Source organism: Paenibacillus typhae, assembly GCF_900099765.1.
Classification (GTDB): domain Bacteria; phylum Bacillota; class Bacilli; order Paenibacillales; family Paenibacillaceae; genus Paenibacillus_AQ; species Paenibacillus_AQ typhae.
In genome coordinates this window covers 21,854-36,747 of the sequence record NZ_FNDX01000036.1, presented here as the reverse complement: position 1 = coordinate 36,747, position 14,894 = coordinate 21,854, and the positions used below count along the sequence as shown (strand labels likewise).

Annotated in this window: 16 protein-coding genes; 5 read left to right on the top strand and 11 right to left on the bottom strand. The window is 51.8% G+C overall.

From position 1 onward, the window contains the following. Window position 1: 1 nt before the first annotated feature. From BLR64_RS22355 to BLR64_RS22315, 9 genes are all read right to left on the bottom strand, one after another. On the bottom strand, window positions 2-2,026 hold the full coding sequence (locus BLR64_RS22355) for a Na+/H+ antiporter (protein ID WP_090717701.1): 2,025 nt from the start codon (window positions 2,024-2,026) through the stop codon (window positions 2-4). A gap of 183 nt (window positions 2,027-2,209) precedes the next feature. Continuing rightward, window positions 2,210-3,073, bottom strand: coding sequence for a VOC family protein (locus tag BLR64_RS22350; protein ID WP_090717699.1), 864 nt, complete (start codon window positions 3,071-3,073; stop codon window positions 2,210-2,212). Between the two features lie 526 nt (window positions 3,074-3,599). Then, window positions 3,600-4,022, bottom strand: coding sequence for an Rrf2 family transcriptional regulator (locus BLR64_RS22345; RefSeq protein WP_090717696.1), 423 nt, complete (start codon window positions 4,020-4,022; stop codon window positions 3,600-3,602). A gap of 61 nt (window positions 4,023-4,083) precedes the next feature. After that, on the bottom strand, window positions 4,084-4,872 hold the full coding sequence (locus tag BLR64_RS22340) for a hypothetical protein (RefSeq protein WP_090717694.1): 789 nt from the start codon (window positions 4,870-4,872) through the stop codon (window positions 4,084-4,086). A 27-nt stretch (window positions 4,873-4,899) separates the two neighbouring features. After that, the gene (locus BLR64_RS22335; protein WP_090717690.1) at window positions 4,900-5,484 is read right to left on the bottom strand and encodes a DJ-1/PfpI family protein; all 585 of its coding nucleotides are present in this window, start codon (window positions 5,482-5,484) and stop codon (window positions 4,900-4,902) included. Window positions 5,485-5,618: 134 nt separating this feature from the next. After that, entirely contained in the window at window positions 5,619-6,365 is a 747-nt protein-coding gene (gene map, locus BLR64_RS22330; protein WP_090717687.1) for a type I methionyl aminopeptidase, read from the bottom strand. 281 nt (window positions 6,366-6,646) lie between these two features. After that, a complete protein-coding gene (locus BLR64_RS22325) occupies window positions 6,647-7,276 on the bottom strand; it encodes an SGNH/GDSL hydrolase family protein (protein ID WP_090717685.1) in 630 nt (209 codons plus the stop codon). Window positions 7,277-7,454: 178 nt separating this feature from the next. Further along, on the bottom strand, window positions 7,455-8,633 hold the full coding sequence (locus tag BLR64_RS22320) for an NAD(P)/FAD-dependent oxidoreductase (RefSeq protein WP_090717682.1): 1,179 nt from the start codon (window positions 8,631-8,633) through the stop codon (window positions 7,455-7,457). A gap of 45 nt (window positions 8,634-8,678) precedes the next feature. Then, on the bottom strand, window positions 8,679-9,122 hold the full coding sequence (locus BLR64_RS22315) for a DUF1641 domain-containing protein (RefSeq protein ID WP_068723495.1): 444 nt from the start codon (window positions 9,120-9,122) through the stop codon (window positions 8,679-8,681). A 321-nt stretch (window positions 9,123-9,443) separates the two neighbouring features. On the opposite strand from BLR64_RS22315, the gene BLR64_RS22310 reads away from it, so the two are divergent. From BLR64_RS22310 to BLR64_RS22300, 3 genes are all read left to right on the top strand, one after another. After that, complete coding sequence (locus BLR64_RS22310; protein ID WP_090717679.1) at window positions 9,444-10,061, top strand: nitroreductase family protein; 618 nt, start codon at window positions 9,444-9,446, stop codon at window positions 10,059-10,061. Window positions 10,062-10,217: 156 nt separating this feature from the next. Continuing rightward, window positions 10,218-10,865 carry a DUF2239 family protein gene (locus BLR64_RS22305; RefSeq protein WP_090717676.1) on the top strand — a complete coding sequence of 216 codons (648 nt, stop codon included), beginning with the start codon at window positions 10,218-10,220 and terminating at the stop codon, window positions 10,863-10,865. Next, window positions 10,846-11,745 carry an alpha/beta fold hydrolase gene (locus tag BLR64_RS22300; RefSeq protein WP_090717673.1) on the top strand — a complete coding sequence of 300 codons (900 nt, stop codon included), beginning with the start codon at window positions 10,846-10,848 and terminating at the stop codon, window positions 11,743-11,745. The genes BLR64_RS22305 and BLR64_RS22300 overlap by 20 nt, the downstream gene beginning before the upstream one ends. A gap of 17 nt (window positions 11,746-11,762) precedes the next feature. Here the strand turns inward: BLR64_RS22300 and BLR64_RS22295 are convergent, their stop codons facing one another. Continuing rightward, window positions 11,763-12,641, bottom strand: a complete 879-nt coding sequence (locus tag BLR64_RS22295) for a LysR family transcriptional regulator (RefSeq protein ID WP_090717670.1) — start codon at window positions 12,639-12,641, stop codon at window positions 11,763-11,765. 124 nt (window positions 12,642-12,765) lie between these two features. Between BLR64_RS22295 and BLR64_RS22290 the strand changes: the two genes are divergently transcribed. Further along, entirely contained in the window at window positions 12,766-13,506 is a 741-nt protein-coding gene (locus BLR64_RS22290; protein WP_090717668.1) for an SDR family NAD(P)-dependent oxidoreductase, read from the top strand. Window positions 13,507-13,563: 57 nt separating this feature from the next. Then, window positions 13,564-14,016, top strand: a complete 453-nt coding sequence (locus BLR64_RS22285; RefSeq protein WP_090717665.1) for a DUF3888 domain-containing protein — start codon at window positions 13,564-13,566, stop codon at window positions 14,014-14,016. A gap of 95 nt (window positions 14,017-14,111) precedes the next feature. On the opposite strand, the gene BLR64_RS22280 is transcribed toward BLR64_RS22285, so the two are convergent. After that, window positions 14,112-14,735: a hypothetical protein gene (locus BLR64_RS22280; protein WP_090717662.1), complete on the bottom strand. Its 624-nt coding sequence runs from the start codon at window positions 14,733-14,735 to the stop codon at window positions 14,112-14,114. Window positions 14,736-14,894 lie beyond the last annotated feature (159 nt).

Here is a 14,894-nt window from a genome sequence, read left to right as displayed (position 1 = left end):
GTTAATCCTCCCATATAGATGTCTCTAATTGATCTACGAACCGCCGCAGCCTGCCGGCAATCTTGAGATTGATCGCCCCGGTCTGGTACATCTGCTGCACCGTGTCACGCTGCTCCTGGATTGCCTTCAGCTTCAGCTCCAGCTTCTGATCGTCAATTACCCCGTCTTTGCTCCAGCCTTCGCCCTGTTCCAGGCGTGATTCGATTTGCTCATATTTATGAATAACCCGCTGCGCCGCTTCACGGTTCTCTGCGTTGATGCCGCTGCTGACGGCACTAACTGCCGCCTGGCACATGGCGATCTTGGCTTTGCGGGCTTCTTCGGCATTCTGAATGGCCTGCCGCCCGTCTTCACCGCCCAGCCGTCCGGTAAACAAACCGGAGAACAGCCGCTGGAGCTCGGTAAGTGAAAACTTCACATGCGTGTCAAAACGCTGGCACAGAATGGACTCCGTATGGTCCAGCATTTCCTCCATCTTCACCGCGACGGGCGCCGGAATGGTCCCGTTCTCCGTCATCCGCCGCAGCTCGGTCCGCTCCGCCTCAATTCCGCTGAGCCGGGCTTCCACGCTCAGACGGCGCATTTTCTCGGCGGCCGGATCGTTGTCTGCCCTGAGCGCACAAAGGCGGTCAATCTTGTCGGTGAACTCCAGCAGGGCAGGCTGGTTCGCACGCTCACCTGTCTCGGTGACCAGACTGCGCAGCATGCTCATCCCGGCATCAATGACTACCGATCTTGCCGCCAGTTCGGCATTCCCCCTGCCCGGTGCCTGGAGAACCGTTTCTTCTTCTTCGCCTGCCAGCAGCGGAAGCAGGATGCTGGCAATGACAAGCGACATCAGAATGACGCCTGCAGCCAGCGCTATAATGAGATCACGTTCCGGAAATGGCGTTCCGTCTCCAAGGGCCAGCGGTATGGAAAAGGCCCCCGCCAGTGTAACGGCTCCCCGTACCCCGGAAATAGAGGTAATCAGCAGGGATTTGAGCGGTGTCCGTTTCTCTTTAAATCTTAGACTTTCAATCAGGGAATAGAGATAGACCCAGACAAAGCGCAGCACAATCAAAAGTGCAGTAATAACCAAAACATAACCAAACACCATGAAATTATTCAGCGATTCATCCCGGTAAATAACCTCAATTACATCCGGCACTGACACGCCAAGGATGAGAAAGACCAGACCGTTCAGAACAAACAGCAGCACCGACCAGGTACTGGCCGATACAAGCTGAAGTTTGTATTGCGGTGAAGCTGCCCGGTCCTTCTCAATCGCATAGACTACACCGCCGGCGACAACAGCAAGGATACCGGATACCCCAACCTCCTCGCTGATCAGGTAGATGATAAAGGGCGTAAGAATCTGCAGCAGCACATGCATAGTAACGTCCTCCATGCCGAACCGGCGCAGAAAAACGCTCAGGCGGATCAGCAGAAAAGACAACACCGCTCCCAGCAGCAGCCCGCCTGCGGCAATCAGCACAAAGCTTAATGCCGCTTTGGGCAGTGAGAACACGCCGGTAACTGCAGCGGCAATCGCAAATTTGAAGGCGACCAGACCGGAGGCGTCATTCATCAGCGATTCTCCCTCCAGAATCCGGTGGATGCTGCCCGGCAGATGCACCCTTCCGGCCAGCGAGCTGACCGCTACCGCATCGGTCGGCGACAGGATGGCTGCCAGTGCAAAGGCTGCCGCCAGCGGAATCGACGGAATCATCCAGTTGATCGCGTATCCCGCCACAATAACGGTCACAAAGACCAGGCCAAGCGCCAGCAGCAGAATCGGTGCCCGCAAATTCCACAGCTCGCCGCGCGGCGTCCGCCTGCCGTCATTGAACAGCAGCGGGGCAATAAACAGTACAAAAAAAAGCTCAGGTTCAAAATGCATATGTATCCCCGTCGGGACCAGTGCCGCAATGACACCAAGCCCGATCTGGATCAGGGGAATCGGCACAAACGGAATGAACCTGTTCACAACATTGGATACCGCAATCAGTCCCAGCAGTAAAAGCACGGCAAGAAAAGTCTCCAGGCTGCATCAGCTCCGATCCCATTGATTTTTCACTTTATTATATCCCAAAAGAAGGCATAACCGCATCACCCGGCTATGCCTCCTGCAATCAAATTATTCCTTCATTGTGTGCGGATTAGGATTCCGATACAACGGTGAACCGTTCGCCGACATGCTCCGGCTGTTCTATCTCAGTTCCTCCTGTTAGTTCTGCACCATTAAATGAATCCCGATGTTCCATGGATCTGTCAGAACGGCTCCGTCTGAAGTTTCCCTCACATCATATCCGGCCTCGCGCACCCGCTTCGCTGCTGCCGCAATCTCCTGTCTGTCAGGGAGCTGCAGGGTGAAGTAATCAATTCCCGGGGCATTCTGCGGAGTCGCCGGCGCACCCTGGCCGGCCCAGACATTCAGCCCCATATGGTGATGATACCCGCCGGCCGAGATGAACAGTGCCGAATTACCGTAACGGGTGGTCGGCTCAAAGCCAAGTGCAGCCACATAAAATTTCTCCGCTTCCGCAAGGCTGCCTACATGGAAATGCACATGCCCGATTACAGTTCCTGCAGGCAGCCCGTTCCACGTTAAGCCTTCCGAAGCGGCCAGCAATCCGTCCACATCCACGGGATCCGTTGTCATAATGTAATCTCCGGCGGCATCACGCTTCCACGTATCACGCGGGCGGTCCCGGTATAGCTCAATCCCGTTATCGTCAGGGTCCTGAATATAGAGCGCTTCGCTTACCAGATGGTCACCCTGCCCTATCTCTATGCCGGAAGCGATCAGATTGCGAAGTACCAGGCCCAGACTGGGGCGGTCCGGAAGCAGAATGGCGAAGTGGTACAAGCCTGCCTGCTTGCGGCTTAACACCTGCGGGTGTTCAATCTCCCGCAGCACCAGCAGCACCTGCTGCCCGTCCGCTGTCAATTCTGCTTCCCGCCCGCTTTGGCGCAAAACCTGAAATCCGATCACATTCTGATAAAAAGCAAGCGACCGCTCAAGATTGCTTACTCTAATCTGAACCAGACCAATCTGTGTGTCCTCATGCAAAACTGCTGTTGCCGTCATAGTAAATTCCTCCTGAAATAGCCGCTTCCGTTAAATCCGGTATTCTACGGCTTAGTGTTAACCTCAGCTACTATTGCCATGCACTTGTAACTGTTACCGTTACACTTTAACTAACTTTAGTATAGTTGCACCCCAAAAGTTTGTCAATTACTTTCATGAGAAGCTATCTGATCAATTTGGCGCAATAAAAAAAGGACCCCGCCGGCGTCCGGCAGGGTCAAAGTCTATTATAAGGGGGTCATGTGATTACTATAATGCCCGAAGCTTAAATTCACATGAACGGCAGGTAAAGGTTTGATAAAAAGAATAATCAATCTGTTACATAAACAAATAGACCCTGCCGAGGCACGACAGGATCTAACAATAATGCATCCACTGGGGGGTGGAGACCTCCACTATACTACCCAAACCTTAAAATCAGATAAAATCCTGCTGAAAGCCAACTTAAATTTAGGAAATGTCACATTTTTGCTACAATTACTTTTAGAGGAATTCCATAGGGACCAGAACATGGTTCCAGCCTTTATCAGACAGCCGGGATCTGGTCCACAATCTGATCGAGCGTAACCTCCTGCAGCACCTTCTCCATTGCCTTCTGGGCCATAGAAAAGACCGGCACAATCGCACCTGCGATATTCTTGCCGACAGGACACTCCGGATTTGGATGATCATGCACGGAGAACAGGCTGTCTTCCTCTACAGCATTTACTGCCCGGTATATATCCAGAAGAGTAATCTCTGCCGCACTGCGCGTAAGCTTGGCACCTGCCACACCTGGCCGGACCTCCACCAGTCCGGCCTTGTTCAGCATGCCGGTAAGCCGCCGGATGACCACCGGATTGGTGTTCACGCTGCCGGCAATCCATTCGGATGTGCTCTTGCCTTCCTTATTGCTGTCTATTAACGTCAAAATATGAATAGCAACCGCAAATCGGGTGCTGATGTTCATGGGTATCTCTCCTTTAAGGCCTTCAGACAAAAGCTATAGATGCAACTATAATAGTTACATTTCAGACAGATGTCAATCCCGCCAGCAGCTCTTCCACCTGCCCGGGATACTTTTTAGATAGTCTGGCCTTGGACAGGTTGCTCTTCACAATTCTGATCATCCGTTCATCACCGCTTGCTACGAGCCTGCCCAGCAGGGCGAACCCGGCTTCCGGTTCAGCGGCTACGAACAGGCTCAGGCTATATTCCAGCCCCTTGGACAATACCCGGAAGTGTTCGGAATCATAGCCGGCGGATCGACCTTTCAGGATTCCATCTGTGATTTCAGCAGCCAAACCCAGGCTGTATTGTGCCTGCTCCCTGGATTTAAGCAATGGCGGATGAGCCAGGCCGGCTACAAAGGCACGCTGATCCAGCAGCGTCGCTTCCGGGCGCCAGCTGTCCAGCAGCTCCTGCAGCTCAGAGAAATTATACTCGCCAACATACTGCAGTCCGATTGCAGCCGCCTCACGGACCCGCCATCTCGCATCATTCATCGCCTGTTTAAGCACCTTCTTAATCCAGCCGCGTCGAAGGCTGTCTGCGAATGCATAATGGGCGGCACCAGCCTGAACGGCACAGAACGGTAAATATTCCCCTGAATCTTCCACCCACATGGTCAACAGGCTCCATGCCGCGTCTGTGATCTCCGTTTCTGCATATGCACGGGCGAACCGGGCGGCCAGCTCCAGGTTGGCGCGCGGTCCGGGCAGCCCGCTGCGGAGCTGCAAGTATTCCTCCAGCAGCGGCCAGCTCTCCCGGTTTTGGGTCCACTCTTGTAACGGCACGGTATCCTCCTGCTTATCCCGCATAACTGTTCTTCCCTTCACGAAATATTATCACTGCCTCTGTACAATACCTTGTGTAACGTAGGGGTAGTCGATCTGCTGCTTCACCGTCAGCATGGCTTCTTCACCGGCAAGCAGTGACAACACATACAGGCCCAGATCTATGGATGCAGAGACGCCGCCGCCAGTAATGATGTTTCCGTCATGAACGATCCGCGCTTTCACGACATTGGTGCAGTAGGGTGCCAGCAGCTCATAGGCAGACGGATGTGTAGTTGCACTGCGGCCAGCCAGAAAACCGGCTGCGCCAAGCAGCAGCGAACCGGTGCATACAGATATTTTGTAAGGTACTTCCGCTGCACTCTTAAGCCACTGTATGTAATCAGCATCATCCCGGAGTTTTCTGGTTCCGAGGCCGCCCGGTACAAAAATCAGATCATAACCTGATAAATCAGGCTGCACCCTTCCTACTTTGACTGTCAAACCCAATTCATCCGATATTTCTTCCCGCATTCCGCAAATATCCCATTCCAGCCCTTGTCCGGCATCAAACTGCCCTAAACGGTAGATCACATCATAGAAGCCCGCGAAATCCAGAAACGTAACTCCATCGAAAAGAATAAAAGCCATTTTCACACTGACCCTCCCCTTTCCACGCAGTTATTTTAAGTAAAACAGCAAAGGCTGGCCCGGACAGCCCTTAACCTGACTACCGGTACAGCCCCAAATGCATCTCTGTAAACTTCACGCTGGCTTATAGTGTACGGTTCTTACGCGCTCGTCAAAATAATCGGCTTGCCTTTGGTCACGATAATCGTATGCTCAAACTGGGCGACCCGGCTGCCACCCTTGACACTGAGGGTCCATCCGTCGCTTTGCTGTTCTGCAAAATCATCGCCGGTACTCAGGAAAGGCTCCACCGTGATGACCTGGCCCTCCTTCAGCACCGTTGTTACACGCGGATTGTAAAATGGCAGAATCTCAAACGGCTTTTCATGCAGCGCTTTGCCGATCCCGTGGCTGCACAGGTTGCGGATGACCTTATAGCCGCGTTTACCGGCTTCCAGCTCCATCACCCGGCCGATCTCATTCACCTTCATCCCAGCCCGCAGATGGTTAATTACACTCATCATAGTCTCCTCTGTACTGCGGCACAGGTGAAGCAGCTTCTCATTATAGGGCGGGAGCTGAAAGGAGACTCCGGCATCGGCATAATAGCCGTTCAGCACAGCCGAGACATCAATGTTAATCAGGTCACCGGGCTGGATAACCCGCGGGCCGGGTATCCCGTGGGCCACTTCATCGTTAATACTGATACAGGTGCTCCCCGGAAAATCATAGGTTACTTGTGGTGCCGACTTCGCACCAAACCGCTCCAGCAGCGCTGCGCCAATCCCGTCAAGCTCGGCCGTTGTCATACCGGGCACAACCTGCTTCCTCATCTCGGCAATGGTATGTCCGACCACTTTACCTGCTGCCTGAAGACCTTGCAAATCTTGTGCATTATCGCTTGTCATCTAGTACACTTCCTTTAATTGAATAGCTTCATTGAACCCGTTGAATTCAGCGCCATCCCAGCGGTATAGTAATTCTTCATTATATTGATCACCTAATGGAAAAGTGTGCAGAAGCCGTCTCACAGGCTCCATCTCCAAGTCCATATGTATCCATCCATTATAACAGTCTCAGCCCGCATAATAAAATAAACACCTTAACGCCGGCCTCCCAGCCAAAAAAAGACCGGTCCGCAGCGTTAACCTTTACGGATCAGTCTTTTGTCATTCATAGCTGTAAGAGGTTATTGGACCGCCTCAACCGCTTTCAGCCAGGCCTCAGCGATCAGAGCGTGGCCGGCTGGAGAAGGATGAACGCCGTCACCCGCCCAGAATGCAGGCTCCGCCTTGACGGATGCGGCCGCGAACAAACCGTCCAGCGGGACAAGCACTGCACCGTATTCCCTTGCCAGCGAACGGACCACATGGATTTTCGGGTCCAGATCCGTGCGCCAGCCCTTCCGGTCCTCCGGCACGGGAAGGACGAACGGCTCAACCAGCACCAGTCTGGCATCCGTCGCCCCCTTGGTCCGTTCAATCAGATCCCGGTAAGCGGATTCAAATTCGGCCGCCGTTGTCTCAAAGCCTGAATCATACCAGCGCCATGTATCATTGATTCCGATATAGATAGATACCCAATCCGGCTTCAGCTCCAGGCAGTCCTTGTCCCAGCGGCGCTGCAGATCGGTCACCCGGTTGCCGTTAATCCCGCGGTTAAATACCGTCAGCTTCTTCTCCGGATACTGCAGGCCAAGCCGGGCGGCTGCCATCAGTGCGTAACCGCTTCCAAGTGACCCGGCATCATTGTAATCCCGTCCGCAGTCCGTAATGCTGTCGCCGATAAATACGATCACATCATTGTCTTTGAACCCCATATCTCAAATCCTCCTGTACGGAACTAGATTGATATAAACAAGGCTATTATAGCAAAGGGAGCCGAAAACTAAAACACAAAACCCCCTCATATCCTCCTGTGCCTGTACAGGCGTGAATGCTTCAGGATGAATGAGGGGGCTGTATAGATCCCTTTAAGAATTACAGCACGGCAAAGAATTAATAGGCCAGACTGAACAGGCCTTTAATGTGAGTCAGGTAGCGGATGTTGCTGGCTTCCTTCATCATGGTTGCAGGCAGGCCTTTGAGCGGAGTCGAGCTGCCTCCGATAATAGCTACCCCGTCTTTACGGCCAAGGCTGGCAAGTGTCCCCGAGTTGATCGGGCTGAACGTTTCCAGCGACTTGTTGTTCAGGGCTGCATACAGATTATAACCGATCAGCTCACCCATCTGCCATGCGATCTGGGCAGTCGGCGGATATGGACGTCCGTCAGCTGCGAAGTAAACGGCGCTGTCTCCGGCAACAAATACATCCTTGTGCGAGGTGGACTGCAGATAATCATTGACGGTCGCCCGTCCGCGGTTGACCTCAAGTCCGGATTCGCCGACCAGCGGATTACCCTGCACGCCTCCGGTCCAGACGAAGGTATTGGCAACGATCTTTTGTCCGTCTTTGAGGTCAATGGTGTTGCCTTCAACGTTGGTTACAGGAAGGCCTGTCAGGAACTGTACTCCGCGTGCTTCAAGGCTGGTTGTTGCACGCTCGATCAGGTGATCCGGCAGAACCGGCAGAATCTTAGGACCGGCTTCAACGAGCAGAAGCTTGATTTCCTTAGGATCAACCCCGTACTTTCTGGTCAGCTTAGGCAGTACATCGGCAATTTCACCAACCAGTTCGACACCGGTAAGGCCGCCGCCGCCGATCAGGATGGTTGCATCCGCCGGATTTTTGCTTTTCGCATATTCAGCAATTTTATTCTCAATGTGGGCATGAATGTTCTTGGCATCCTCTGCCGATTTCAGGACCATGCTGTACTGCTCGAGGCCCGGAATTCCGAAATAGGCGGTTATGCTTCCGAGGCCGACAACAAGCGCATCATAAGATAGGGTTGATCCGTCAGACAGGCTGATCTGCTTATTGTCCACAGAGAACGATTTTACCTTGGCGATTTTGAGATCAATATCCTTGCCGGCAAACAGCTTAACGAGCGGCATGGCAATGGCCTTCTCCGAGATGCTGCCGGCAGCCAGGCGGTGAAGCTCCGTAATGATCTGATGAGTCGGGTATTGATTGACCACGGTAACTCTTGCTTCTGCTTTGCTCATATATTTACGCACAGTCAGCGCGCTCAGCAAGCCGCCGTACCCTGCACCCAGAATAACGATATGTTTTGACATTCTATTTCCTCCGTCCATACATGTGTAATTATTTAAGTATTCAGGCTATTTCTGTGTGCTGCGTTCGCCGCTGACCTGAAGATAAGCGTTCATGAAACGGAGCATCTTCTGCACCTGAGGGTCCTTGATCATTTTCATCATGCCGAACAGGCTGATGTTTTCCGTACTTGCCTCGGCCCGGTCTTTTGCTTCAATAACGGTAGCAGCCATGTTTTTAACCGACCCTACAACCGGCTCGGCAATTTCCTTGATAGCACCAACTGTATCATTCTTGAGCACCTCATCCGTTGCAACCGCCTGTACAAAATCAAAGGATTTCGATAATACTCCGACCATTTGGGTAAGCTTAGGCAGCTCCTGCACCAGCAGTGTCAGCGATTCCTGAACCTCCGGCTTCAGCAGCTGCTCCAGCAGATCCTCCTTAGGGTTCTTTGCTGCGGCTGCCGCTTGCTCCTGTTCAGGCACTGTTTGCGTAATCGTTTCTGACATTTTAGTCTCTCCTTCACATTGACATAACTGCATTTTCTACTCTAACTCACAAAGTCAGTGTGCCTATTATACCACCGTTCTTGTTAAATATGTCACAAAGTTTTTGCCCATATAACCTTATTTTGTGATATTAATCACTTCTATAATGTCATTTTCTCGAATTTTCTTCTTTTTATAAAAAAATTTATGAATCCATGCTCAAAAGCATTGACGATCCACAAACACCGTGCTATCTTTAGCTAGTAACTAAATGTAAGTTTATTATAAAACATCAGCTATTGATTTTTATTAACCAATACATAAGCTAACGGAGGCATAACAATGAGTACTTTTTCAGATTTGGTTCAAGCCCGCAGATCCGCCATGAATTTTGTCGAGGGTGTTACGATTACCCGGTCAGAGCTGGAGGAGATGTTCTCCCTTGCCCGCCTGGCCCCTTCCAGCAACAACCTGCAGCACGCCCATTACAAGGTGGTTACCGATCCGGCCGTCAAGGAGCAGATCCGCAAGGATGCCTATAATCAGTATAAGGTACATACGGCTTCAGCTGTCATCGTCGTGTACGGGGACAAAAATGCCTACCTGCAGGCGCCGGAGATCTACAGCGGTTTGAAGCTGCTTGGCGCCATGAGCCAGGAGGAATACGACAGCACCATCCAGTCTATCAACAATGCTTATGAAGGCAACGAAGCCTTCCAGCGCGATGAAGCGATCCGCAATGCCTCCCTGTCCGCTATGCAGTTCATGCTGATTGCCAAGGACAGAGGCTGGGATACATGCCCGATGATCGGTTTTGTACCGGAGGCGGTCAATGCCACACTCCAAGTGCCGGACAACCTTGTTCCCGTCCTGATGATAACCATCGGCAAGGACAACAAGCACAAAATCAGACCGCGCGGCTACCGCAAGCCTGTTAATGAATTCGTGGAATTTATCTGAGAGCACCCCTTAGAATAACATTGGACAAACACCCCGATAAATCTGAGGGGTGTTTTTTTCATCTGTATTTTTTCGAATCGGGGTTGTTTTACCCGGGTAATATTGAATTATCTATTTTACCCGGGTATAATTAAGACAATCAGAAAGGAGGCCAGCATGAGTAATCCCCATACACCCTTTTCCTGCACGGCATTTTTAGGTGTGGAAGCTGTCGCCGGCGGCTCGTTACAAGACGTAGTTAACTCAGTAAAGGAAGCTCTTAGTGAAAGCAAGCTTACTCAGGTGTTGATATTTAATGATCTCACAGGGAAGCCCATAGATGTTGATTTTCGCGGAAAGATCACTGATGTGCTAACCCGGTTAGGAGAAACGTTTGATGACTCATCCGGTACTGAAGAGAGTTCCCGGACTGCACGGCGGGTCGGCCGGCCCAAGCTGGGGGTGGTATCCGGTGAAGTCACTCTGCTCCCCCGGCATTGGGATTGGCTCAAAAGCCAGCCTGGCGGGGCATCGGTAACCTTACGGAAACTCATTGATGAAGCCCGCCGCACAGGAGAACAGCAAAGCACCCTTCGGGCATCACAAGAAGCAGCCTATAACTTTATGACCGCTATGGCCGGGGACTTTAATCACTACGAAGAGGCTTTGCGGGCAATGTATGCCGGTGATTTGGACGGCTTTTACCGCTTCATTGATGACTGGGCGCCTGATATCAGAAACCATGTCAAGAGATTAGCGGCGGGTGCATTTCCTGCCGCAGTGAAAGCAGAAGGAGAACAAGACCATGAAGATTATAAAGGTTAACGGTGTTGAGCTGGCCTATGACAGCTTCGGCAACGAAATGGACGAGGCCATGATTCTGATTGCCGGGCTTGGAACCCAGATGCTACGATGGACAGTGCCGTTTTGTGAACTCCTGGCAGAACGGGGCTTTCGGGTGATTCGTTTTGACAATCGTGATGCAGGCAGTTCCACACATTTCAGCCATTTTCCGGCAATGGATTTTACAGCATTAGCTTCTGCTCTCATGTCGGGGCAGCAGCCGGACCTCCCTTACACCCTCGAGGACATGTCTAACGACGCTATCGGACTGCTCGACGCCCTTTCCATTGAACGGGCACATTTCGTTGGCAGGTCCATGGGCGGAATGATCGCCCAGCTGGCAGCAAGTGAGTACCCTGAACGGGTCTTATCACTCACCTCCATTATGTCCAGCTCCGGTAATCCTACTCTTCCGCAAGCTTCCCCGGATGTCATGGAGATGATGACCACGCCGGCGCCGAGCCCCTTCGAGGATGAAGCCGGATTTGTGGCGCACAGCCTCTCTTTTGCCAAACGTATCGCCGGCTCCGGCTATCCGTTTGATGAGGAGGCTTACCGGACGCTTATTCTGGAGGAAGCCCGGCGGGCCTACGATCCAGGCAGTGTCGGACGGCAAATTGCCGCGATCGCTGTCTCCGGTGACCGCCGTGCCCGGCTGGCGGCCATAAAAGCACCCGCTCTTGTCATTCATGGGCTGGACGACCCTCTGTTTGTTCCGGTGTGCGGGGAGGACACGGCTTCTTCCATCCCGGGTGCTGAGCTGATGCTGGTTGACGGCATGGGACACGACCTGCCGCACCAGCTGAACACCACAGTTGCCGATGCCATTGAGCGGACCTCTCGCCGCAATTGTATCCAATAAAAAACTGGCGCCGTTCATTACGGCGCCAGTTGGCTGTCCACGGGCTGCAATCCGTTATCCGCTAAGAAACGGATAAACTGCTTTAGCGGCCGGGATTGTTTCCTGCCCTGCTTTACTATAAAGCTGACCCTGACCGGATCCGGAAGCTCCTCCATTTGAACGGACTGAAGCTCTTTACGGCTGTAGGCAACGTCTGCCGGAATAACGCTGATCCCCAGTCCGTCCTTAACCGCCTGCAGAATTGCTTCAAGGGAGTCAAATTCCATAACCGTCCGGTTGATTGACTCCTTTTTTTTCATATAATCATCCAATAACTTCCTTCTATACACGCAGTTAGGATCACTGTTAATGATCAAATGATGCCCGGGAAGCTCCTTACTGTGATCATCAGGTTTTGAGGAAATGACCACCACTCTTTCATCATAAGCATATACCGGCGTAAAGAGTACGTTATTGAATGTGCCATTTACAAAAATCCCCTCTACCTCCCCGTACTGGAGCATTTCCTGCAACCGCTCCGCCCGATCCGTTTTCAGCCTGATATCGATCCTGTTATCCTGTAAAAAGGAAGACAATAACCGGGGAATACGGACAGCAGAGAGCGTCTGCGGAGCACCTATAGCCAGTGTCGTTTTCCACTTAGCCGGGTTGACTGACGATCTGGCCTCCTCCATCAAGCCTAAAATTTGATCGGTGTAGTCCAGTAATCTGCTTCCCTCCTCAGTCAGGGTCACCCCACGGTTATTGCGGCTGAATAAAGGGGCACCGAGCTCATCCTCCAGATTTTTTATCCGCTGGCTGATGTTAGACTGGACGTAATCTAATCTGTCAGCCGCTTTGGAAATAGACTGCAGCTCCGCAACAGCTTTAAAAATCCTTAAATCCTGGCTTTCCATAAAATAGCCGCACCTTTCGTTGATATCATTTAGAATGATACCCGGTTCACTTTTCCGAATTATACCTTACCTCCGCATAAAAGTATAATGTTCCTGAATCAATCTGGAGCGGAGATGATCAGCTATGGAATTAAAGGATAAAGTGATTCTCGTTACCGGCGGCGGAACGGGTGTGGGAAGAGCAACGGCATTAAAGCTGGCTGCCACAGGAGCCATTGTCGCTGTTAATTACAGCCGGTCTGAAAAAGAAGCTCTCGAGGTCGTTCAAGAGATAGAGTATTCGGGCGGTAGAGGCTTTGCGTATAAAGCGGATGTGGCGTCTGCAAAGGAAGTTGACGCTATGGTTGCCCACATTGCCGGGGCATATGGAACCATTGACGGCCTTGTTAACAACGCAAGTATTACAGCCCAGATTGCGATGGACAACCTGGATGAGGTGTCGGATGAGGTGTGGGATTCGCTTTTTAATGTTAATGTGAAAGGGATGTTTCATTGTGTAAAGGCAGTAGTCCCTTATATGAAACAGCAAAAATCCGGCGCCATCGTAAATCTGGGCAGTGTCGCCGGAATCACCGGGATTGGCTCGTCTATCCCGTATGCAGCGACCAAATCAGCCATACACACGATGACAAAATCGCTGGCCATCGCGCTTGCACCTAACATCCGGGTGAACAGCATTGCCCCAGGCGCTGTCGATACCAGATGGTGGGCAGGCAACGAGGAACGGATGCTCCAGCTTGCCGGAAAATTGCCGCTGCAGAGAATTTCTACGGCAGACGATATTGCCAGGGCTGTTCTTTTTCAGCTGACACAGGATTCTGTTACCGGGCAGGTGTTTACTGTCGATAACGGACAGACGTTATGAGGGTAATTTTATGACAAACCGGACACTCTACCTGTAAACCAGGGTGAGGTGTACACTATGATTCTATCCAGACTGTTCATAGTTATAGTTGTATCTGCTGCACTGAGCTTGTCATCACCAACGCGGTTATTATCTGAACCTGTTCACAATAAACCGCTAAGTGATTCCGGCGAACTCAGAGTGCAGGATATGCTTATGAATGTTCTGACTCCGCATATAAATGCTGCTGTGCAGGATTATTACCGGCAATTCTTGCTGGAGCCGCCGCTTGTGTATCCGTATTTTGTTCATATAACCGGTTCAGAGCGGTTAAACGGGTTCCGCGGATTCAGGTTGTCCATAACACTCGACGTTACGCCTGTTGTCGGACCCCATATTTCTGTAGGAGAAGACAGGCTAACGTTTGAAATCTCAGCAGGTCCTGAGGTCAAACTGGTTCATTACACGCACTTAAAAAGCTATCCGCTCCCTCCGCACTGGCAGTACATTGTGAAGAAGCCTGCGCGATAACCAGCTCTTGGAAGTTAGTCATGCATTCAATTGAGGGTTGGCCGCTTCTGGCGGCCGCTGCCCTCTGCAGATCATCTGCTATTTGTCCTATTGTCCTATTTGGCGTATTGCAGGATGGCAATGGCCGCACGCTCACGCCGGTCCACGTCTTCCGAATGCAGAGCTTCTTTCAGGACAGCCACCGCTTTGAGTACCGTAACCTCATCCACCAGCGCACGTTTTCCTTCAGCGGTTGTATCGGCGGGGCCCGCCCCTTCAATCCACAGCTCTATTCTTGCAGCCGGCAAGGCGCCGCGGTACCGGGAGATCTGGGCCTCCTCTGCCAGCAGTTCAGCAGCTTCCGGGTTCAGCGCGCTTTGCGGAATGCTCTTCAGCCAGGTTACGCCCCGGCGGTGGCAGCGTCCATCATCTGTTGTATCAAAAGTGTCGTCGTAGAAATAATCCCCCAAATCTCCGAGATGCACCCACTGCCCGTCGGCAACCAGTACATAATCCCCGTCCTGCATCTCATGCACGAACAGATTCAGATCGGCAACTGCCGTCTCAAGCTCCTGCCCCTGATAAGCCCCGCTCTTCAGCAGCCTGACCAGCATTTCTTCCGGACTGGCCGCTTCCAGATTTCCGGTGCCCGGATACCCGATACAGATATAATTATTCTCCAGAAACTCTGCAATCCGCTCCACGCCCAGCGGCGATGTTTTCATCTGAAACAGTTTCATTGATACTCCTCCTCTATTGGCTACATTATACATGATAGATCCCAATAGGTATTACCCGGAGTACAAGCTGCGAATGATGAAAAACTAAGAACACAGCAGAATAACAGCGCTTACATGAGGATAAATTGAAAAATAGTCCCATTTTTAAGGATTAGCGCT